The organism is Haloactinomyces albus (genome assembly GCF_031458135.1).
Classification (GTDB): Bacteria; Actinomycetota; Actinomycetes; order Mycobacteriales; family Pseudonocardiaceae; genus Haloactinomyces; species Haloactinomyces albus.
In genome coordinates this window covers 3,638,774-3,659,734 of the sequence record NZ_JAVDXW010000001.1, presented here as the reverse complement: position 1 = coordinate 3,659,734, position 20,961 = coordinate 3,638,774, and the positions used below count along the sequence as shown (strand labels likewise).

Here is a 20,961-nt window from a genome sequence, read left to right as displayed (position 1 = left end):
CTCACTGCCACAACGACGCACTCACCGGGACAGCAGCGCGGCGAGGTCGTCGCGGATGCCACGGGCGGCGCGGCGCAGTTCGCCGACATCGGGGCCGTGCCGCAGGACTTCCCGCGCCGCGGCCGGAAGGACGTTCGGCAGCGCCGAGCCGAACACCGCCCGCAGCCCCTGCACGGTGCCGCCCTGGGCGCCGAGCCCCGGCGCCAGGATCGGACCGTTCAGCGCCGACAGATCCAGTTCGCCACCACGCAGGGTGGCCCCCGCCACCACGCCCACGTGGCCCATCGGTTCCACCCCGGCGTTGTTGCCCGCCGCCGCGTCGACCACGGACTGCGCGACCGAACGGCCCTCCGCACTCGCCGAACGCTGCAGCCCGGTGCCCTCCGGGTTCGACGTCCTGGCCAGCACGAATACCCCACGCCCCGTCTGCTCGGCGATGCCGATCGCCGGAGCCAGCGAGCCGAAGCCCAGGTAGGGCGAGACGGTCATCGCGTCGGCGGCCAGGGGTGAGTTCCCGTCCAGGTAGGCGTTGGCGTAGGCGGTCATGGTCGAGCCGATGTCACCGCGCTTGACGTCGTGCAGCACCAGCGCACCGTCCCGGCGGGCCTCGCCGACCACGCGTTCCAGGACGGCGATCCCGCGCGACCCGTACGCCTCGAAGAACGCCGACTGCGGCTTGAGGACCGCCACTTCGCCCGCCAGCGCCTCGACCACGGTCATCGCGAACCGCTCCAGCGCGGCCGGTGTCTCATCCAGGCCCCACGCGTGCAGCAGCGCGGGATGCGGGTCGATGCCGACGCACAACGGACCGCGTGCGGCCACGGCGTCGGCAAGACGCTGCCCGAAGCCCGCCTGCACCGCCGTCACCGCACATCACCGCTCTGGTGCGTCCGCAGGGCTGCCTGCAGTGCCTGCAGCGGCCGCACTCCGATGTTGCCCCGGATACCGGCCTCGATGCCCTGCACGGCGGCGGCGGCGCCCTGCACGGTCGTGATGCAGGGGATGTCGCGGGAGACCGCGGCGGTGCGGATCTCGTAGCCGTCGACGCGCGGCCCCGGATTGCCGTAGGGCGTGTTGAACACCATGTCGACCTCACCCGCCTTGATGAGGTCGATCACGTCGCGCTCGCCCGCTTCCGTCCCGACGTCGTCGGCCGTCTCGTTGTGCTTGCGGACCACGGTGCAGCCGATGCCGTTGCGCTGCAGCACGTCGGCGGTGCCACCGGTGGCGAGGATGTCGAAGCCGAGATCGGCCAGGCGCTTGGCGGGAAAGACCATCGAGCGCTTGTCGCGGTTGGCCACCGAGACGAAGGCCCGTCCGGAGGTGGGCAAGGACCCGTAGGCACCGGTCTGGGACTTCGCGAAGGCCTGTCCGAAGGACGTGTCGATGCCCATGACCTCCCCGGTGGACTTCATCTCCGGACCGAGCAGGGAGTCGATGCCGTGACCTTCCGGCGTGCGGAAACGGTGGAACGGCAGCACCGCCTCCTTGACCGCGACGGGCGCGTCGGTGGGCAGGTCGGCACCGTCCCCGACGGCGGGCAGCATGCCCTCGCCGCGCAGCTCGGCGATCTTGGCCCCGAGCATGACGCGCGCGGCGGCCTTGGCCATCGGTGCCGCGGCGGCCTTGGACACGAACGGCACGGTGCGCGAGGCGCGGGGGTTGGCTTCGAGGACGTAGAGCACGTCGTCCTTGAGCGCGTACTGCACGTTGAGCAACCCACGCACGCCGAGGCCCTGCGCGAGGGCCTCGGTGCAGCGCCGCACCTTCTCGATGTCCTGGCGCCCCAGGGTGATCGGCGGCAACGCGCAGGCGGAGTCACCGGAGTGGATACCGGCTTCCTCGATGTGCTCCATCACGCCGCCGAGGTAGACGTCGGTGCCGTCGGCCAGCGCATCGACGTCGATCTCGATCGCGTCGTCGAGGAAGTTGTCCACCAGCACCGGGTGTTCCGGGGTGACCTCGGTGGCGCGGGCGATGTAGTTCTCCAGCGAGGCCTCGTCGTAGACGATCTCCATGCCGCGCCCGCCGAGCACGTAGGAGGGCCGCACCAGCACCGGGTAGCCGATGTCGTCGGCGATGCGCTTGGCCCCCTCGAAGGAGGTCGCCGTGCCGTAGCTCGGCGCGGGCAGCCCGGCCGTGTTCAGCACGTCGCCGAAGGCGCCGCGGTCCTCGGCGTGGTGAATGGCCTCCGGCGGGGTGCCTACGATCGGCACTCCCGCATCGGACAGGCGCTGGGCCAGCCCGAGCGGGGTCTGCCCGCCGAGCTGCACGATCACCCCGGCCACGGTGCCGGAAGCCTGCTCGGCATGCACGACCTCGAGAACGTCCTCGAAGGTCAGCGGCTCGAAGTACAGCCGGTCCGAGGTGTCGTAGTCGGTCGAGACGGTCTCCGGGTTGCAGTTGACCATGACCGTCTCGAATCCCGCGCCCCGCAGGGCCATCGCGGCGTGCACGCAGGAGTAGTCGAACTCGATGCCCTGCCCGATCCGGTTGGGCCCCGAACCGAGGATGAGCACCTTGGGGCGGTCGTGCTGTGGCTCGACCTCCGACTCGGCCGCGGGGTCCAGCTCGTAGGCCGAGTAGTGGTACGGCGTGCGGGCGGCGAACTCCGCCGCGCAGGTGTCCACGGTTTTGAACACCGGGCGCACCCCGAGCCGGTGCCGCAGCGCGCGGACCCCGTCCTCGCTGGCCAGTTCCGGGCGCAGCGCGGCGAGCTGCCGATCCGACAGCCCGGCCCGCTTGGCCCGGCGCAGCAGATCGGCGTCGAGCACCGAGGCCTCGACCAGTTCGGCACGCAACTCGACCAGCGAAGCGATCTGGTCGATGAACCACGGATCGATCCCGGAGGCCTCGTGCACCTGCTGCACGCTCGCGCCCTGCCGCAGCGCCCGCTCCAGGGTGTAAAGGCGGCCGTCGTGGCCCGAGCCGAGCTCGTCCAGGGTGGACTCCAGGGTGGCGCCACCGGCCTCCGGTCCCGTCCAGAAGCCGGTCCGGGAGGTCTCCATCGACCGCATCGCCTTGCCGAGCGCCTCGGTGAAGTTGCGTCCCAGCGCCATCGCCTCGCCGACGCTCTTCATCGTCGTGGTCAGCCGCGTGTCCGCGCCGGGGAACTTCTCGAAGGCGAAGCGCGGTGCCTTGACCACCACGTAGTCCAGCGTCGGTTCGAAACTCGCCGGGGTCTCGGCGGTGATGTCGTTGCGGATCTCGTCCAGCGCGTAGCCGATGGCCAGCTTCGCCGCGATCTTGGCGATCGGGAAGCCGGTGGCCTTCGACGCCAGCGCCGAGGACCGCGACACCCGCGGGTTCATCTCGATGACCACCATCCGCCCGGTTTCCGGGTGGATCGCGAACTGGATGTTGCAGCCGCCGGTGTCCACGCCCACGGCACGCAGCACGTCGATGCCGACGTTGCGCATGTGCTGGTACTCACGGTCGGTCAGCGTCATCGTCGGGGCCACCGTCACCGAGTCCCCGGTGTGCACGCCCATCGGATCGACGTTCTCGATGGAGCACACGACCACCACGTTGTCGGCGTGGTCGCGCATCAGCTCCAGCTCGTACTCCTTCCACCCGAGCACGCTCTCCTCGATGAGCACCTCGTGCACCGGCGACTCGGTCAGCCCGAACGAGGCCATCCGCTCCAGCTCCTCGTGGGTGTGGGCCATCCCGGAGCCCAGACCGCCCATGGTGAAGCTCGGCCGGATGACCACCGGCAGGCTGTGCTCGGCGACGAAGTCGCGCACCTGGTCCATCGAGTGGCACACGCGGCTCTCCGGCACGCCGCCCCCGACCGAGCGGACGATGTCCTTGAACCGCTGCCGGTCCTCGCCGCGCTGGATCGCCTCGATGTCGGCGCCGATCAGCTCGACCCCGTAGGCCTCGAGCACCCCGCGCTCCTCCAGCGCCATCGCGGTGTTCAGCGCCGTCTGGCCACCCAGGGTGGCCAGCAGCGCGTCCGGCCGCTCGGCGGCGATGACCTTCTCCACGAACTCCGGGGTGATCGGCTCGACATAGGTGGCGTCGGCGAACTCCGGGTCCGTCATGATCGTGGCCGGATTGGAATTGACCAGGCTGACCCGGATGCCCTCTTCGGTCAGCACCCGGCAGGCCTGCGTCCCGGAATAGTCGAACTCACACGCTTGGCCGATCACGATCGGCCCGGAGCCGATGACCAGTACGTGGTGGATGTCAGTCCTCTTCGGCATCAGCGTGCCTCACTCATCAGTCGTGCGAAGGAATCGAACAAGGGCGCGGCGTCGTGCGGACCCGCAGCCGCCTCGGGGTGGTACTGCACACTGAACGCCGGGGTCTCCAGCAGGCGCAGCCCTTCCACCGCACCATCGTTGGCGCAGTGGTGACTGACCACGGCCCGGCCGAAGTCGGTGTCGAACCGCTCGCCCGGCTCTCCTTCCACCGCGAAACCGTGGTTCTGCGCGGTGATCGCCACCCGGCCGGTCTCGGCGTCGATCACCGGGATGTTGATCCCCCGGTGACCGTAGGGCAGCTTGTAGGTGTCGCGGCCGAGCGCGCGGCCCAGGATCTGGTTGCCGAAGCAGATCCCGAACAGCGGCATCCGCCGGTCCAGCACCTGCCGCGTGAGCTCCACCGCGTGGTCGGCGGTGGCCGGATCCCCGGGCCCGTTCGACAGGAAAACCCCGTCCGGCGAGACCGCCAGCAGATCGTCCATCGAGGCCGACAGCGGCAGCACGTGCGTCTCGATGCCCCGCTCGGCCAGCATCCGCGGCGTGTTCGACTTGATCCCCAGGTCCAGCGCCGCCACCGTGAACCGGCGCTGCCCCTCGGCGGGCACCACGTACGGTTCGGTCGTCGTGACATCGCCGGCCAGGTCGGCTCCGACCATCTCCGCGCTCGCGGCGACCTCGGCGATCAACTCCTCGTCCGAGCGCAGCCGGTCACCGGAGAAGATGCCCGCACGCATCGCACCGCGTTCCCGGATGTGCCTGGTCAGCGTGCGCGTGTCCAGACCGGCGATGCCCACCACGTCCTGGCGGTCCAGCTCCTCGGGCAGCGAGCGCCTCGACCGCCAGCTCGACGGCACCCGCGCCGGGTCCCGCACCGCGTACCCGGACACCCAGATCCGCTGTGACTCGTCGTCCTCGTCGTTCCAGCCGGTGTTGCCGATCTGCGGGGCCGTGGCCACCACGATCTGGCGGTGATACGAGGGATCGGTCAGCGTTTCCTGATATCCCGTCATGCCCGTGCTGAACACGACCTCGCCCATGCAGCTACCCACGCTGCCGAACGCCTCTCCCCGGAAAATCCGGCCGTCCTCAAGCACCAGAGCCGCCGCGGTCATACTTCCTCCTGCCGCGTTCCCGCGGTCTCGTCTCGTCTCGGCTGAGCGGTCTCGTCGGTGGGCACCAGTGCCCGTATCGACGCGACCCACTTGTTCTGCACTCCCTTGTCCTCCGCACGGAAGCCGGTGTCGAGCCGCTGCTGACCGAGCTGCCAGGTCACCACCACCATTCCCGCGCCGGGAACGACCTTGTTGGCGAGCTTGTGGTCCACTCTGGCCGCACGCAGCGATGCGGCCGGAATCCACAGCGAATCGGCACCGGAGCGTTGCAGCAGCAATCCGGAGTTCCGCAAGCGTGCGGTGGCGTTGGCACGGTGACCGATATCGCCCACCGCGATGCGGTCCTGCCAGCTGCCCGCCTTCGTCGTGCCCACATAGAGGCCGTAGGTTGCGGGTAGCAACTCCGGCTCGTCGGACAGGCCGACCGGCTCGGCCGGGAACTCGGCGAGCTCCTCGGCCTGGCGCCGTGCCCGGTGCAACCACCCTCGGCGCATCCCGTACAGCACCAGCGCAGCCAGCACGACCAGGCCCAGTACCCACAGCGTACGTGCCATCAGCGTTCCATCTCCGCGCGTTCGACCTTGCCCTCGTGCGCGGTGATGCGCCCGCGCAGCATCGTGGCCCTGATCCGTCCGGGAAGCTCCATGCCCTCGAACGGTGTGTTCGCCGACACGCTGGCCAGATCGGCACCCCGCACCGTCCAGCGAGAACCGGGGTCGACCAGCACGAGATTCGCCGGTTCTCCCTCGGCCACCGGACGCCCCTGATCGGCGAGGCCGGCGATGCGGGCGGGACGCTCACTCATCACCCGTGCCACCCCGCGCCAATCCAGCAGGCCGGGCTCGACCATCGTGTGCATCACCACGCCCAACGCGGTTTGCAGGCCGAGCATGCCCGGACGTGCCGCAGACCACTCGCAGTCCTTGTCCTGCTCCGCGTGCGGCGCATGGTCGGTGGCCACGCAGTCGACGGTTCCGTCGGCCAGCGCCTCCCGAAGCGCGCGCACGTCGGCATCCGTCCGCAGGGGCGGATTGACCTTGTGCACGGGGTCGTAGTTGCCGAGCAGTTCGTCGGTCAGCAGCAGGTGGTGCGGCGTGACCTCCGCCGAGACCGCCGCGGTGCTGTCCCGGGAGCGCCACCACCGCAGGAACTCCGCCGTTCCCGAGGTGGACACGTGGCAGACGTGCAGGGTTCCCGCGGTGTGCCCGGCGAGCATGCAGTCGCGGGCCACGATCGATTCCTCCGCGGGAGCGGGCCAGCCCGTCAGCCCCAGGCGTGCGGCTTGGGCACCCTCGTGCGCCTGTGCCTGCACGGTCAGCCGAGGCTCTTCGGCATGCTGGGCCACGACCCCGCCGAACACCCTGGTGTATTCCAAGGCCCGGCGCATCAGCAGCGGATCGTCGACGCAGCGACCGTCGTCGGAGAAGAGCCGCACTCCGGCCGCAGAGCGGGCCATCGTGCCCAGTTCCGCCAGTTCGGAGCCCTTCAGCCCCACGGTCACCGCCCCGACGGGATGCACATCGACCAGGCCGACCTCACGGCCCCGGCGCCACACGTGTTCGACGATCACGGCGTTGTCGGCCACCGGATCGGTGTTGGCCATGGCGAACACCGCCGTGTAGCCGCCGAGCGCCGCGGCCACCGATCCCGTCTCGACGGTCTCGGCGTCCTCCCGGCCGGGTTCGCGCAGATGCGTGTGCAGATCCACGAATCCGGGCAGGGCGATGGCTCCGTCCGCATGCAGGATCTCGTCGGCGTCGGTGCTCAGGTCCGTACCGATCTCGGCGATGCGTCCACCTGCGACCAGCAGGTCGACCGGTTCTCCCTCGCCGTAGGGACGTACTCCCCTGAGCAGGACCCGGTCACCGGCCTCCCCGTCGTCGAGTCCCCGGCCATCGGTTCCCCGGCCATCGCCGCTCCGTGCATCGGCCATGTCGCCGCCGGACGGGCTGCCTTCGTCTTTCCTGCGGTTCACGCCGCCATCTCCTCTCCGGCCAGCAGGTGATACAGGACCGCCATCCGGACATGGACCCCGTTGCGGACCTGCTCGGTCACGGCCGCGCGCGGCGAGTCGGCCACATCCGGCGCGATCTCCATGCCCCGCAGCATCGGCCCGGGATGCAGCACCACCGCGTGCTCCGGCAGCATGCCCAGCCTGGCCTCGTTCATGCCGTAGGCGATCGAGTACTCCCGCTGCGAGGGGAAGAATCCGCCGTGCATGCGTTCGGCCTGTACGCGCAGCAGCATCACCGCGTCCACACCGGCAAGCACCGGGTCGAGCTCGTGGCTGATCTCGGCGCCCCAGTCCTGCACGCCGCTGGGAGTCAGCGTCGGCGGCGCGACGAGTACCACCTGCGCACCGAGCGTGCGCAGCAGATGCACATTGGAGCGGGCGACCCTGCTGTGCAGGAGGTCACCGACGATCGCGATGCGCCGTCCGGCCACCTCCCCCAGCCGTTCCCGCAGTGTCGCCGCGTCCAGCAGTGCCTGGGTGGGGTGCTCGTGCATGCCGTCGCCCGCATTGACCACCTGGGTGCCCGCTTCGTCGAGCCACCCGGCGAGCCGGTGGGCGGCACCGGAGGCGGGGTGCCGCACGATCACGCAGTCGGCTCCCGCCGCCGAGAGGGTCAGCGCGGTGTCCCGCAGCGACTCGCCCTTGCTCGTCGACGACCCCGAGGCCGACACGTTGATCACATCGGCGCTCATCCACTTGCCTGCGACCTCGAACGACACCCGTGTCCGGGTGGAGTTCTCGTAGAACATGGTCACCACGGTGCGCCCGCGCAGGGTCGGCAGCTTGCGAACCTCCCGCCCGAACAGCGTTCGTTTGAGGGCATCCGCAGTGTCCAGCACCCCCGTGGCGGTGTCGGCATCGAGTCCTTCGGCGGACAACAGGTGCCGCATCACTGCTTCTCCCCCCGGGATTCCCCGTGCTCCTGGCGCCCCGCCTGCTCCGGGCGGCGCAGCAGCACACCGTCCGTTCCGTCGACCTCGGTCAGCCGCACGGCGACATCCTCGCTGCGTGCGGTCGGCACGTTCTTGCCCACGTAGTCGGCTCGGATGGGCAGTTCCCGATGCCCGCGATCGACCAGCACGGCCAGCTGGACGGCGCGCGGGCGGCCCTGGTCGCGCAGTGCGTCGAGCGCGGAGCGGACAGTGCGGCCGGAGAACAGCACGTCGTCGACGAGCACCACGAGAGCGCCATCCACGCCGCCGTCCGGAACACTGCTGGGTTCCAGCGGGCGGTTCGGCTGCTGCCTGAGATCGTCGCGGTAGAGCGTGATGTCGAGCACCCCGGTGGGCACGGTCACACCGCTGAATTCGGCAATGCGGGAACCCAGCCGCTCGGCCAGCGGCGCACCCCTGGTCGGCACACCGAGCAGAATGACGTTGTCATTGCCGGTGTCGAGGGCTGTCTTCTCGATGATCTGATGTGCGATCCTGGCGATCGTACGCGCAACGTCACCGGCGGAGAGCAGCTCCCGCTGCCCTGCCGGGTCCGCCGCGCCCGCCTGTTGGCGTGGCGCCACGGTGGACCTCCTTCTCCGCCTCACCGGACGGGTCCTTAAAGGATGGGTCGTCGAAAAGCCCGATTCGTCGAAAAACCTGGAGCCCGGCAGCTGCCGGGCTTACCCTGTACGTTATCAGCGCCGGTTGGTCAATCCGACGGCAGGTGTAGTGCGACGCGCACCACCCTTACCCCAAGACCAACTTGACCTGGTGACGTACACGAGCGAATATTACTCTCCGTATCAATACTGAGCGTTCCTCCCCGGCAACTACACTAGGCTGACGGGGCGAATGAAACGGAGAAACGCCACATGGGCGACTACGCCAAGGCGCTGGGCAGCAAGCTCCGCGCTATCCGCCAGCAGCAGGGTCTCTCGCTGCACGGTGTCGAGCAGAAGTCAGGCGGACGGTGGAAGGCCGTGGTCGTCGGGTCCTATGAACGTGGTGACCGAGCGGTGACCGTGCAGAAGCTCGCCGAGCTGGCCGACTTCTACGGCGTGCCGGTGGCCGAGCTCCTGCCGGAGGGCCGCATTCCCTCCGGTGCCGAGCCGGCGACAAAGGTCGTCATCAACCTGGAGCGACTGCAGCAGCTGCCCGCGGAAAAGGTGGGACCGCTGGCCCGGTACGCCGCCACCATCCAGAGCCAGCGCGGTGACTACAACGGCAAGATCCTGTCGATCCGCACCGAGGACCTGCGATCGCTGGCCATCATCTACGACATGACACCGGGTGAGCTGACCGAGCAGCTCATCGACTGGGGAGTACTCCCGCCCGAAGCCCGTCCGGCACGGGAGGAGTGACGGTCCCGCCCCGCATCCATCTTCCGCATGGATGCGGGGCCACCGGTGTGGGGCTGATCAGCCTTGGTCAGCGCCCTGCTCAAGACCGCGCTCGCGCTCCTCGTCGGTGCTGTGTTCCGCACCGGACAAGGAACGGCGCAAGCGATCACTGATCCCCGCCAGACGGCCGAGAACACCGTTGACGAAGCGCGGTGAATCATCGGTGGACAGTGCCTTGACCAGTTCCACGGCCTCGTTGATCGCCACGGGCGCGGGAACGTCCTCGCCCCACAGCAGTTCGAACAGCCCCAGGCGCAGCACGGCCCTGTCCACGATGGGCATGCGCGACAACGTCCAGCCTTCGGCGTGCTCGACGATCAGCTCGTCGATGCGCGGGCGATGCTCCGCGATCCCCGAGACGAGGCTGATCGTGTACTCCTGGACGGCCGGAACCTCGGTCGAACCGACCCGTTCGGCCAGGATTTCCTGCGGATCGAGTTCACGCAGGTCGGCCTCGTAGAGAACTTCCACCGCGCGTTTGCGGGCCTGGTTTCGCGTGCCCAACTCACACTCTCTTTCCGGCTGTGTGGTCCCGGTCCGCGAGTGCGGTCACGAAACCCATCACTTGACGCGACCGAGGTAACGGCCGTCGCGCGGGTCCACCTTGATCTTCTCGTCGGTCTCGATGAACAGCGGGACCTGGATCTCCGCCCCTGTTTCCAACTCGGCGGGCTTGCTGCCGCCCGTGGAACGGTCGCCCTGCACCCCCGGGTCGGTGTGTGAGACCCGCAACTCCACGGATGCGGGAAGCTCGACGTAGAGCGGCTCGCCCTCGTGACGGGCGACGACCACGGTGCTGTTCTCCAGCATGTAATCGGCCGCGGTGCCGACCACCTCCGGCGATACTCCGACCTGGTCATACGTGTCGGGCTCCATGAACACGTAATCGGCGCCGTCGTTGTAGAGGTAGGTCATCTCACTGCGGTCGACATTGGCGGTGTCCACCTTCACCCCTGCGTTGAAGGTCTTGTCCACCACCTTGCCGGACAGAACATTCTTCAGAGTGGTGCGCACGAAAGCCGCACCCTTGCCGGGCTTGACGTGCTGGAAACTCGTCACGGACCAGAGCTGGCCGTCGAGGTTGAGCACCAGCCCGTTCTTGAGGTCGTTCGTGGTGGCCACGGTCGGGGTCTCTCCTGTGATGATGACTGCGGGTGTGTCGTGTCGCCTGCTACGAAGCCGACGTGCGCCGCTCGCCGGCGCTCGGGCGCACGCATGCCGCTGCCTAGATGGCGACGAGTTCCTTCGTCGTCAGGGTGAGCAGCTCCGGCGTGCTCGGACGCACGACCAGCGTGTCCTCGATGCGGACGCCGCCGTGTCCCGGCAAGTACACACCGGGCTCAACGGTGACCGCCATCCCGCTTCCGATCGTACCGTTCCCGCGCTGGGACAGGGCCGGTGCCTCATGAATCTGCAGCCCGACACCGTGGCCGAGTCCGTGCAGAAACTGCTCACCATATCCGGCGTCGGCGATCACCGTACGCGCGGCGCTGTCCACCGTCCGCACGTCGGCATCGGTCCGGACCGCCTCCCGCCCGGCGGCCTGTGCTGCGGCGACGAGATCGTAAATTTCTCGCTGCCACTCCGCCGGTGACCCCAGCACGACCGTCCGGGTCATATCCGAGTGGTAGCCGTCGACGAGGGCGCCGAAGTCCATCTTCACGAAGTCGCCGTTCGCCAGGACCGTGTCATCGGGACGATGGTGCGGCACGGCCGAGTTCGCACCAGCGGCCACGATCGTCTCGAACGACGGAGCTGCCGCACCGTGATCCAGCATCCGGGCCTCCAGATCCCTGGCGACCTCCCGTTCACTTCGGCCCGGGCGCAGCCCACCCCGCTCGATCAGGTCGGCGAGTGCTCGGTCGGCGGCTGTACAGGCCCTTCGGAGCGCCTCGACCTCGGTCTCGTCCTTGATCAGACGTAGCTGCTCGACCAAGCCGGGCGTGCGGACCAGCTCCGCGGAAGCCGCCGCTTCGGCCAGCACGTCCAGCTCGTCGACGGTGACATGCTGACTCTCGAATCCGACCCGGCGGTGGTGAGCGATGTCGGACTCGACACGCCGGGCCAATGCCGGGGCGCTGCTCCGGTCGATGAGGTGGTCGAGGTCGGGGACCTGCTCACCCGCCTGGGTCCGGTACCGGCCGTCGGTGCAGAGCACGGTGCGCCGTTCGGCGGTCGCCTCGTCCTCGGCGTGCACCAGCAACGCCGCGTTGGATCCGGTGAAGCCGGTCAGGTACCTGATGTTGAGCAGGTCCGTCACGAGCATCGCGTCCACCTCGCGCTCGCGAAGGTGGGCACGCAGGGCAGTACGTCGGTGTCCGTGCGATTCGGGCATGCGGAGCAGCCTAGAACTCAGGCATCGGGCTCGGCCAGCCACCGCAGTGCCAGCGCATAACCCCGCACTCCCAGCCCGACGATGACGCCGGTGGCGATGTCCGAGAGGTAGCTGTGGTGCCGGAACTCCTCGCGCTTGTGCACGTTCGACAGATGCAGCTCGATCAGCGGCTCGGTCAGCTGGGCAGCAGCGTCCCGGACGGCCACCGAATAGTGGGTCCAGGCAGCCGCGTTGAGCACAACCGGCAGGCGTTGATCGACGGCCTCGTGCAACCAGCCCAGCATCTCGCCTTCGTGATCGGTCTGCCGCACCTCGACCTCGATCCCGAGCTCCCGCGCGGTACGCTCACACAGCGCGACGAGGTCGGCATGCGTGGCACTGCCGTAGACGCCGGGTTCGCGGGTTCCCAGCCGTCCCAGGTTGGGGCCGTTGAGCACGAGCGCCCTCATAGAAAAACCTCCTGGTTCGAACCCTGACGGCCGCCTCCGGAAGCCAGCGCCGAGTAGGCCGCCGCCACCAGCGACGGGTCCGGACCCTCCAGCCTTCCGGGTTTGGCCGGCCCGTCGAGTACCACAAAACGCAGGACACCCGAACGGGTCTTCTTGTCCGACTGCATCAGCTCCAGGAGCTGGTTGAGCGCGTCCGGATCGTAGGTGGTGGGCAACCCGAGCAGGTCCAGCACCCGCCGGTGCCGATCGGCGGTCTCGTCATCGAGGCGCCCGGCCAACCGGGCCAGCTCGGCGGCGAACACGAGGCCGATGCTCACCGCGGCGCCATGCCGCCAGCGGTAGCGTTCCCGCCGTTCGATCGCATGGGCGAGCGTATGCCCGTAGTTGAGGATCTCCCGCAGGTGCGATTCCCGCAGATCCGTCGAGACCACATCGGCCTTGACCCGGATGGCCCGGCTGACCAGCTCCGCGAGCACCGCACCGGACGGATCCACAGCCGCCTGCGGGTCCGACTCGATCAGTTCCAGGATCTGCGGATCCGCGATGAACCCGGCCTTGACGATCTCGGCCATGCCCGCGATGAGCTCGTTTTCCGGCAGCCCCTCCAGGGTGGCCAGGTCGACCATGACCGAGCTCGGTTCGTGGAACAGCCCCACGAGGTTCTTGCCCGCCTCGGTGTTGATACCGGTCTTGCCGCCGATCGCCGCATCGACCATGCCCAGCAGCGTGGTCGGGACGTGCATCACGCGCACGCCGCGCATCCAGGTCGCGGCGACGAAGCCTGCCAGGTCGGTCACCGCACCACCGCCGAAGGAGACCACGACCCCGTTGCGGTCCATGCCCATCTTGCCGAGGACTTCCCAGCAGAAGCCCGCGACCGCCAGGCTCTTGCCCTCTTCGGCGTCCGGAATCTCCACGCGGTGCGCGTCCACGCCCGCCCCGTCGAGCTCGTCACGCACGGCTTCCACGGTCGCCGTGATACTGGGCTGATGTACCAGGGCGACCACGGAGGCATCCCGCAGCGAGTCCACGAGTTCACCGAGCAGGCCGTGACCGACCACCACCTCATAGGGCTGCCCACCATCGACGCGGATCCGCACTGGCTCGGTCATCGTCATCCTTTCCCGCATTCGTGGCGCCGCGTTACCGGCGCGTGGTTCGTGACTATTCGTCGGACGAGCGGACGGCGCGCGCAGGGTGCAGGTCCGCGATGACCCGGTCGACCACTCCGGAGGGATCGATTTCGTCGGTGGCCACTTCACAGGTGGCCACTTCCCGGTACAGCGGCAGCCGCGCCTGCAGCAACGCCTTGAACGTGGCGCGAGGATTGACTCCGGCCAGCAGTGGCCGGGCCGTGGACAACCCGGTCCGGCGCGCTCCCTCGGTCAACCCGACCGACAGGAACACCACCGGCTGGTCGACCAGGCGCCCGCGGGTACTTTCCGACAGCACCGCACCGCCACCCAGGGACAGCACACCATCGTGCTCGGCCAGCGCCGTGGCGACCGCCTTCTCCTCCAGCGCCCGAAACGCCGACTCGCCATCGGCGGTGAAGATCTCCGGGATGGCCTTGCCCGCGATCCGTTCGATGTCGGCATCGGTATCCCGGAACGACACGTCGAGCCGGTCCGCCAGCAATCGACCGACCACCGTCTTGCCCGCTCCGGGTGGCCCCATGAGGACGGCGCACGGGCCCATCACTGCCCCTTCCGGTCGTCGGCACGTTCGGCCAGCGAGGTCAGGTACCCCTCGACGTTACGCCGGGTCTCGGCCAGCGAATCCCCACCGAACTTCTCCATCGCGGCTTCCGCCAGTACGAGAGCGACCATTGTCTCGGCGACCACGGCGGCGCGCGGAACGGCGGTGATATCGGAACGCTGATGCATCGCCTGAGCGGGTTCACCGGTGCGCACATCCACCGTGGCCAACGCGCGGGGCAGGCTGGAGATCGGCTTCTTGGCCGCGCGCACGATGAGGGGCTCTCCGTTGGTCATCCCGCCTTCGAGACCACCTGCACGGTTGCTTGCCCGGCTCACCCAGTTCGCCCCGCCGGATGGGTACATCTCGTCGTGGGCCCGGCTGCCGCGCCGCCGTGCATTGGCGAAGCCCTCGCCGATCTCGACACCCTTGATCGCCTGGATGCTCATCAGCGCCGCGGCCAGCCGTGCGTCGAGCTTGCGATCCCAGTGCACGTGCGATCCCACACCCGGTGGCAGTCCGTAGGCGATCACCTCGACCACACCCCCCAGGGTGTCGCCGTCGGACTTCGCCGCATCGACCTCGGCCATCATCCTGTCGGTGACGGTGTCGCCGAAAGCACGCACCGGGTTGTCGTCGATGGCCGGGAGGTCCTCCGGGCCGGGGAGCCGATCACTGTCGGCGTCGACACCGCCCAGACCGACCACGTGACTGACCAGCTCCACTCCGAGCGTCTGGCGCAGGAAATGCCGCGCCACGGTGCCGACGGCCACTCGCGCGGCGGTTTCGCGGGCGCTGGCCCGCTCCAGCACGGGCCGCGACTCGTCGAAGCCGTACTTCTGCATACCGGGCAGGTCGGCGTGACCCGGCCGCGGCCGGGTCAGGGGCTCATTGCGTCCCAGTGCGGCCAGCGCCTCGGGGTCGACCGGATCCGCGGCCATGACCTGTTCCCACTTGGGCCACTCGGTGTTGCCGATGCGAATCGCGATCGGTCCGCCCTGCGTACGGCCGTGCCGGAGCCCGCCGATGACCTCCAGCTCGTCCGCCTCGAAATTCATCCGCGGGCTCCGGCCGAAGCCGAGTTTGCGACGCTGAAGCTGGGTGGCGATATCGGAGGTGGTGATCTCGACTCCGGCCACCATCCCCTCCAGCACCGCAACCAGGGCGGGGCCATGCGATTCTCCGGCGGTCATCCAGCGCAGCACACCCGGAATCCTGCCACGGTCGGGGGAACCCGGTCCCCTCCGGGGGTTGGTGGTTGTCGGCGCGGATGCTTCGGGCCGCATCACCACGCACCGGCTTGCCAGGACGTCGCCGAGGGAAAGGCCGTGACCAGCCACGCGGGCAGCAGCATGGCGGGACCGTGGGGGACGGTCGCCCTCCGGGCCACACCTGCCGCCGCGATGGTGACCACGGCGGCAGCGGCCATGGTCAGCAGGACCGCACCCGGGGACACCGCACCCGCGACGGCCCCGAGGCTGCCCGCCAGTTTCACGTCACCCGCCCCCATCGCACTCGGCGACACCAGCCGTACGCACGCGTACGAGCCCGCGAACAGCACCACGCCGAGCAGCGCTCGCGAAGCCATCCCGGGGACCCCACCGCCACAAGCAGCCAGTCCCAGCACGGCGGCCGTGGCGGGGTAGGCGCTCAACGTCAGCGCGTCCGGCAAGCGACCCGCGAGCAGATCGCAGGTGGTGAGCACCACGGCGAGCCAGCCCACCAACAGCGGCACCGCCGCCCACCACAGGGGTAGTGCACCCGCCACGATTCTGACGGCCACCAGGGCCCACAGCAGCGCGACACCGCCTTCGCAGCACAGCGCAGGCGGCCGTACTCCGCGCCGCAGCCTCCGGAGCAGTTCCGTCCCGCACCGGCCCGCTCCCAGGCCCGCGATACCACCGAGGAATGCAACCGTGATTCCCGTCCCGAACATGCGCACAGGATTGCGGGCGCAGCCCGCGATGGCGCCCATTCACCCCGTGAACGCCCGCGTGTCGGACGACACCCGTGCCATGACGACACCCGTGCCATCCCACCGTGCTATTCCACCGTGAATACCGCTTCACCGGCCAGGACCTGGCCGTCCTCACGCAGATCACCGAGCATCTCGGTGCCGGCCTCCAGCGCCACCACGGGGCACACCGAGGAGAGTCCGTGGGTCTCGACCTCGGTCGGGTCCCAGCTCACGATCCGCTGCCCCGCCCGGACGGTGTCGCCCTGCGCGGCGTGCACCGTGAACCCCTCGCCGGTGAGCTTGACGGTGTCGATACCCAGATGCACCAGGATGGCGATACCTTCCCCGGCCGAGATCACGAAGGCGTGCGGATGCAAGGTGGCCACAGTGCCCGCGATCGGAGCCACCGCAGCACTGCGCCCGCCCCGGGGTTTGACCGCCATCCCGGGACCCACCATCGCCTGCGAGAACACCGGATCGGGGACTTCACCGAGCGGTGCGGCCAGGCCGCTGACCGGGCTGACGACCTCGATACTCACAGCAGGTCCTCGATGTCCCCGGCGAGGGTATCGGCTTCCGGTCCCACCACGACCTGTACCACCGAACCCTGGCGCATGACTCCGTGTGCTCCCGCCGATTTCAGCGCGGTCTCGTCCACCCGGGAACCGTCCTCGACCTCACAACGCAGTCGCGTGATGCACGGCTCGATCTCGACCACATTGTTCCCGCCGCCGAGCGCGGCCAGGATCGCGGCAGCTTTGTCCTCGACCACCCCAACCTCCTTACCTTTCCGCACCCCCGTGCACGCGATCTCCTGCCTGGCGAGAGAGCCGGACACGGATCTTTCACCACCGGCGTCCGACGAGTGTGAAAAGCATTCGCTTGACACCGGGTGATCCACGTCGCATGGTCACTGCCAAGTGGTTTAGACCGGACAGTACCAACTTTTTCGGAGCGCGGGCACAGGTTCGCGTGAATCTCTCCACCGGGGAGGCAACATGAGCGCCGGAACTCCCACGGCAACGAGCGGTAGCAGAAGCAGGAGCTTCGCACTGCTACAGCGGTTCGGGCGGAGCCTGATGCTGCCCATCGCGGTCCTGCCCGCCGCAGCACTGCCGCTGCGCCTGGGACAGGACGACCTGCTCGGTGCCATTCCCGGTCTCGACACCGTGGCCGGAGTGATCGGTGCCGCCGGGGGCGCACTGTTCAACAACCTCCCACTGCTGTTCGCGGTCGGTGTGGCCGTCGGCATGGCCAGGAAGGCCGACGGATCGACCGCACTGGCGGGCGCGGTCGGCTACCTGGTGCTGGCGGGCGTGCTCTGGGAGATGACCGGCACCGAGGCAGGCACCGTCTACAACAAAGGTCCCTACGGGGTTCTGGGCGGCATCATCGCCGGTTTGGCCGCGGCCTTCCTGTGGCAGCGGTATCACCGGGTCAAACTTCCGCCCTATCTCGCGTTCTTCGGTGGACGCCGGTTCGTGCCCATCGTCACCTCGCTGGCCATGCTCGCCACCGGTGTGCTCCTCGGACTGATCTATCCGCTCTTCGACGCAGGCCTGACCGCCTTCGGCAAGGCCGTCACCGGCAGCGCGGTAACCGGTGGCGGGATCTACGGCTTCGTCAACCGGCTACTCGTGCCCGTCGGCCTGCATCACATCCCCAACTCCGTGGTCTGGTTCCTCACCGGCGATTACCAGGGACAACGCGGCGACATCGCCCGGTTCTTCGCCGGTGACCCCACGGCCGGGACCTTCATGACCGGTTTCTTCCCGATCTTCATGTTCGCCCTGCCCGCAGCCGCCCTGGCCATCTACCACTGCGCCAAACCCGCCCAGCGCAAGCTCGTCGGCGGCGTGATGCTCGCGGGCGCCCTGACCTCCTTCCTCACCGGGGTCACCGAGCCGCTGGAGTTCTCGTTCATCTTCGTGGCCTGGCCGCTGCTGTTGGTCCACGCCGGGCTCACCGGCACGTCGATGGCTCTGGTCAACGCACTGGACGTCCACTCCGGCTTCTTCTTCTCAGCCGGAGCCATCGACTACCTGCTCAACTTCGGCATCGCGACCAGGCCGCTGTGGCTGGTCCCGATCGGACTCGGATACGCGGTCGTCTACTACTTCCTGTTCCGGTTCATCATCACGAAGTGGAACCTGCCCACCCCCGGGCGCGAGGACGACGACCAGGGTGTGCAGAGTCCGGACGAACAGGAATCGGGTGAACAGCCGGGAACCCGAGGAGAGGCCTCGGACGACAGCGAACCGGACCGCACGCCCCCGCCCGGCAACGGCCACGCCGGAACCACCGGAACGCACGAGAGCGATACGGGCAGTGCGGGCACCACCTGAGACCGCAGGCGACGAAAGCGCACCGCTGTCGGCGAAGGTGCGAAGGAAAGTCGGACCGACGAGAGTGGAAAACCATGCCGCAACGATGGGTCACCGTGGCCAGCAAGGTGGGCCTGCACGCGCGTCCGGCCGCCGTGCTGGCCAAGGCCGCGGCAGCACAGTCGGTGAACATCACCATCTGCAAGGACGGCTGCCCTCCGGTTGAGGCAGGCAGCATCCTGGGGCTGATGACGCTCGGCGCCTCCCATGGCGACGAGGTCGTGCTCGCGGCCGAGGGCGAGGGCGCCGACGCGGCCCTGGACCGGATCGTCGAACTCATCAGCACCGATCTCGACGAGGAGTAGTCCACCACGAATACACGGCCCTGCCTGCCCGGCAACCCTCCGGTGTGCCGTGCTCGCGAACGCATCCGCCCATCACAGCGGGAGCGGCACAGCACCACCCGTCGCCGTGTGCATCGCAGCACGCATCCGCTCCCGTGGCGCGGTATACCCGGTGAACTGTTCGACCTGGCCGAACGCTTGATGCAGCAGCATGTCCAGTCCGGTAGCCAGCATTCCCCCGGCCTGCTGCACCGCGGTGGCCAACGGGGTCGGCCAGGGGTGGTAGATCACGTCGAGCAGGCACGCCGCACCCGTCAACTCCCGGGCGTGCGCATCCACCGCGCCCGCGGGCAGGGTGGAGACCACGACGTCGGCAGCCGAGGAAGCCACGGACAGATCGAGGGAGTCGAGCCGTTCGGTCCGGACCCGCAGCCCGACCCGCTCGGCGGTGTCCAGCACTCCGGTGGCGCGGGCGGGTTCACGGACGGCCAGCGTGACCTCGCTCAACCCGAGTTCGGCGAAAGCCGCGAGTGCCGCAGCAGCCGTACCGCCCGCCCCGAGCAGCAACCCGCTACGGCCGGACGTGAAGCCTGCCGCCGAACGCAACGCGCCGGTCACGCCGTCCACGTCGGTGCAGTCCGCGTACCAACCCCCATCGGAACGTCGCACCAGGGTATTGGCGGCCCCGACCGCCACCGCCCGATCGGTGGCCGCCGAAGCCATCTCCAGTGCCGCACGCTTGCCGGGCATCGTCACCGACAGCCCCACCCACTCGGGACCCAGCTCATCGACCAGCCTCCTCAGGCCGTCCGCATCGCGCTCGATCCGCTCGTAGGTCCAGTGCTCCAAACCCAGGGCGGTGTAGGCGGCTCCGTGCAGCACCGGTGACAGCGAATGTTCGATGGGAGAGCCGACCACACCCGCGCGAACGACCGTGGCCGGTGCCTGCTCGGAGAGCACTTCGTCAGATAGCACCACGTGCCTCCGCCTTCCTCCTAGCGGCATTGTGCTGCTCGTTGGTCTCCGAGAAGCACGACGTACCGTCCTTGTAGCACCGCACGAAGTACCGCCATTCTCCGGGCGTCGGGTTCACGGCCGCGTCGATGGCCTCCTCGCTCGGCGAGGAGATCGGCGTGGGCGGCAACCCCGTGTTCAGATACGTGTTGTACGGGCCTGGACGTTCGCGGTCGCTGGGGTCGGTCAACAGCGTCGGCTTGTCCAGCGGATAGTTGATCGTCGAGTCGAACTGCAGCGGCATGTCCGTCTCGAGCCGGTTTCGGATCACTCGCGAGACCTTGCCGAAGTCCTTCTTGATGGCCTCACTCTGGATCAGCGAGGCCATCGTGAGGATTTCGTACGGCGAGAACCCGGTTCCCTCTGCGGTGTCGGGCATCCCCGCGGCCTGGAGCTTCGCCTTCGATGCCGTCAGCACCGAACTCAACACCTCCTCGGCACTGCTTCCCGGCTCGACGTGGTAAATGCCGGGCATGATCAGCCCCTCCAGCCGCCGCTCGGCCTTCGCGGCCGAGGCCGGGTCGACCGCCCACTCCGGCGCTCCCAGTTCGGCCAGATCGGCCTGCGCAGCCGCGGTGCGCATCTCCTTGCTGGTCACACATGTGTCCGGACCACCCGATCCGACGCAGGTGGCCTCGGCCAAGCGGGACAGGATCCCCGGTACGGCGTCACCATTCGGCCTCGTCTGGTCCTCCAAGCGCATGCCACCGCGGATTTCCACCCGGCCCACACTGGCCTTGTCGGACAGGATCCGCTGCACCGCGCTGGCCCCGGACATCTTCTTCTTCATCAAGTAGAAGCCGGGCTGGATACCACCGATTTCCGCATTGCCCCTGGAGGCCTCCACGAATGCCGTGGCACTTGCCACGACGTCATGCTCGGCCAGCGTCCGTCCGATCGCGCTGATGGTGTCACCGCGCTCGACCTCGATCACCGCTTCGCCGCTGCCGGAACCCTCGTAGTTCTCGTAACTGCCGATCTTCAACAGTTGACTCGTCCCGTACAGGGCACCGCCGCCCACGATCAGCAGAGCGAACAGACCCGCGACGGCCGTCACGATACGGCGGCGACGGCGACGCCGGAAACGGTCCCGCTCCGCACGGGCCTCTCTACGGCCATACCGCTGCGGATCACCGGCGTCGTCGGCGAACAGGCCGAGATCATCGCTCAC

Annotated in this window: 22 protein-coding genes; 3 read left to right on the top strand and 19 right to left on the bottom strand. The window is 68.8% G+C overall.

The window, feature by feature from the left end:
- Window positions 1-21: 21 nt before the first annotated feature.
- Genes pyrF through pyrR form a run of 7 tightly spaced genes read right to left on the bottom strand, consistent with a single transcriptional unit; the run spans window position 22 to window position 8,850 of the window.
- Window positions 22-867 carry an orotidine-5'-phosphate decarboxylase gene (gene pyrF / locus JOF55_RS17440; RefSeq protein ID WP_310275550.1) on the bottom strand — a complete coding sequence of 282 codons (846 nt, stop codon included), beginning with the start codon at window positions 865-867 and terminating at the stop codon, window positions 22-24.
- On the bottom strand, window positions 864-4,208 hold the full coding sequence (carB, locus tag JOF55_RS17435; protein WP_310275548.1) for a carbamoyl-phosphate synthase large subunit: 3,345 nt from the start codon (window positions 4,206-4,208) through the stop codon (window positions 864-866). The genes pyrF and carB overlap by 4 nt, the downstream gene beginning before the upstream one ends.
- The gene (carA, locus tag JOF55_RS17430; RefSeq protein ID WP_310275546.1) at window positions 4,208-5,320 is read right to left on the bottom strand and encodes a glutamine-hydrolyzing carbamoyl-phosphate synthase small subunit; all 1,113 of its coding nucleotides are present in this window, start codon (window positions 5,318-5,320) and stop codon (window positions 4,208-4,210) included. Before carA ends, carB begins: the two co-directional genes overlap by 1 nt.
- Window positions 5,317-5,874, bottom strand: a complete 558-nt coding sequence (locus tag JOF55_RS17425) for a PH-like domain-containing protein (RefSeq protein WP_310275544.1) — start codon at window positions 5,872-5,874, stop codon at window positions 5,317-5,319. Before JOF55_RS17425 ends, carA begins: the two co-directional genes overlap by 4 nt.
- Window positions 5,874-7,295, bottom strand: coding sequence for a dihydroorotase (locus tag JOF55_RS17420; RefSeq protein ID WP_310275542.1), 1,422 nt, complete (start codon window positions 7,293-7,295; stop codon window positions 5,874-5,876). Before JOF55_RS17420 ends, JOF55_RS17425 begins: the two co-directional genes overlap by 1 nt.
- Window positions 7,292-8,224: an aspartate carbamoyltransferase catalytic subunit gene (locus JOF55_RS17415; RefSeq protein ID WP_310275540.1), complete on the bottom strand. Its 933-nt coding sequence runs from the start codon at window positions 8,222-8,224 to the stop codon at window positions 7,292-7,294. Before JOF55_RS17415 ends, JOF55_RS17420 begins: the two co-directional genes overlap by 4 nt.
- Window positions 8,224-8,850, bottom strand: coding sequence for a bifunctional pyr operon transcriptional regulator/uracil phosphoribosyltransferase PyrR (pyrR, locus tag JOF55_RS17410; RefSeq protein ID WP_310275539.1), 627 nt, complete (start codon window positions 8,848-8,850; stop codon window positions 8,224-8,226). The genes JOF55_RS17415 and pyrR overlap by 1 nt, the downstream gene beginning before the upstream one ends.
- A 291-nt stretch (window positions 8,851-9,141) precedes the next feature.
- Here pyrR and bldD point away from each other — a divergent pair, with 291 nt between their 5' ends.
- Entirely contained in the window at window positions 9,142-9,630 is a 489-nt protein-coding gene (bldD, locus tag JOF55_RS17405; protein ID WP_310275537.1) for a transcriptional regulator BldD, read from the top strand.
- 57 nt (window positions 9,631-9,687) lie between these two features.
- Here the strand turns inward: bldD and nusB are convergent, their stop codons facing one another.
- From nusB to JOF55_RS17355, 10 genes are all read right to left on the bottom strand, one after another.
- Window positions 9,688-10,173, bottom strand: a complete 486-nt coding sequence (nusB, locus tag JOF55_RS17400) for a transcription antitermination factor NusB (RefSeq protein WP_310275536.1) — start codon at window positions 10,171-10,173, stop codon at window positions 9,688-9,690.
- Window positions 10,174-10,230: 57 nt separating this feature from the next.
- Window positions 10,231-10,791, bottom strand: a complete 561-nt coding sequence (gene efp, locus JOF55_RS17395; protein ID WP_310275534.1) for an elongation factor P — start codon at window positions 10,789-10,791, stop codon at window positions 10,231-10,233.
- A gap of 103 nt (window positions 10,792-10,894) precedes the next feature.
- The gene (locus tag JOF55_RS17390) at window positions 10,895-12,004 is read right to left on the bottom strand and encodes a M24 family metallopeptidase (RefSeq protein ID WP_310275532.1); all 1,110 of its coding nucleotides are present in this window, start codon (window positions 12,002-12,004) and stop codon (window positions 10,895-10,897) included.
- Between the two features lie 17 nt (window positions 12,005-12,021).
- A complete protein-coding gene (gene aroQ / locus JOF55_RS17385; RefSeq protein WP_310275530.1) occupies window positions 12,022-12,453 on the bottom strand; it encodes a type II 3-dehydroquinate dehydratase in 432 nt (143 codons plus the stop codon).
- Window positions 12,450-13,565: a 3-dehydroquinate synthase gene (gene aroB, locus JOF55_RS17380; RefSeq protein ID WP_310275528.1), complete on the bottom strand. Its 1,116-nt coding sequence runs from the start codon at window positions 13,563-13,565 to the stop codon at window positions 12,450-12,452. Before aroB ends, aroQ begins: the two co-directional genes overlap by 4 nt.
- 52 nt (window positions 13,566-13,617) lie before the next feature.
- Window positions 13,618-14,151, bottom strand: coding sequence for a shikimate kinase (locus tag JOF55_RS17375; RefSeq protein ID WP_310275526.1), 534 nt, complete (start codon window positions 14,149-14,151; stop codon window positions 13,618-13,620).
- On the bottom strand, window positions 14,151-15,356 hold the full coding sequence (aroC, locus tag JOF55_RS17370; RefSeq protein ID WP_374727301.1) for a chorismate synthase: 1,206 nt from the start codon (window positions 15,354-15,356) through the stop codon (window positions 14,151-14,153). The genes JOF55_RS17375 and aroC overlap by 1 nt, the downstream gene beginning before the upstream one ends.
- Window positions 15,357-15,436: 80 nt before the next feature.
- Window positions 15,437-16,087, bottom strand: coding sequence for a prepilin peptidase (locus JOF55_RS17365; protein ID WP_310275522.1), 651 nt, complete (start codon window positions 16,085-16,087; stop codon window positions 15,437-15,439).
- Window positions 16,088-16,194: 107 nt separating this feature from the next.
- Window positions 16,195-16,647: a PTS sugar transporter subunit IIA gene (locus tag JOF55_RS17360; protein WP_310275520.1), complete on the bottom strand. Its 453-nt coding sequence runs from the start codon at window positions 16,645-16,647 to the stop codon at window positions 16,195-16,197.
- Window positions 16,644-16,880: a PTS sugar transporter subunit IIB gene (locus JOF55_RS17355; protein WP_310275519.1), complete on the bottom strand. Its 237-nt coding sequence runs from the start codon at window positions 16,878-16,880 to the stop codon at window positions 16,644-16,646. The genes JOF55_RS17360 and JOF55_RS17355 overlap by 4 nt, the downstream gene beginning before the upstream one ends.
- 226 nt (window positions 16,881-17,106) lie before the next feature.
- Here JOF55_RS17355 and JOF55_RS17350 point away from each other — a divergent pair, with 226 nt between their 5' ends.
- Together JOF55_RS17350 and JOF55_RS17345 are read left to right on the top strand one after the other, a co-directional pair.
- Window positions 17,107-18,453, top strand: coding sequence for a PTS transporter subunit EIIC (locus tag JOF55_RS17350; RefSeq protein ID WP_310275518.1), 1,347 nt, complete (start codon window positions 17,107-17,109; stop codon window positions 18,451-18,453).
- 74 nt (window positions 18,454-18,527) lie between these two features.
- Window positions 18,528-18,797, top strand: coding sequence for an HPr family phosphocarrier protein (locus tag JOF55_RS17345; protein ID WP_310275517.1), 270 nt, complete (start codon window positions 18,528-18,530; stop codon window positions 18,795-18,797).
- 72 nt (window positions 18,798-18,869) lie between these two features.
- Here JOF55_RS17345 and JOF55_RS17340 read toward each other — a convergent pair whose 3' ends face one another.
- Together JOF55_RS17340 and mltG are read right to left on the bottom strand one after the other, a co-directional pair.
- The gene (locus JOF55_RS17340; RefSeq protein WP_310275516.1) at window positions 18,870-19,754 is read right to left on the bottom strand and encodes a shikimate dehydrogenase; all 885 of its coding nucleotides are present in this window, start codon (window positions 19,752-19,754) and stop codon (window positions 18,870-18,872) included.
- Window positions 19,741-20,961 carry an endolytic transglycosylase MltG gene (gene mltG, locus JOF55_RS17335; protein ID WP_310275515.1) on the bottom strand — a complete coding sequence of 407 codons (1,221 nt, stop codon included), beginning with the start codon at window positions 20,959-20,961 and terminating at the stop codon, window positions 19,741-19,743. The genes JOF55_RS17340 and mltG overlap by 14 nt, the downstream gene beginning before the upstream one ends.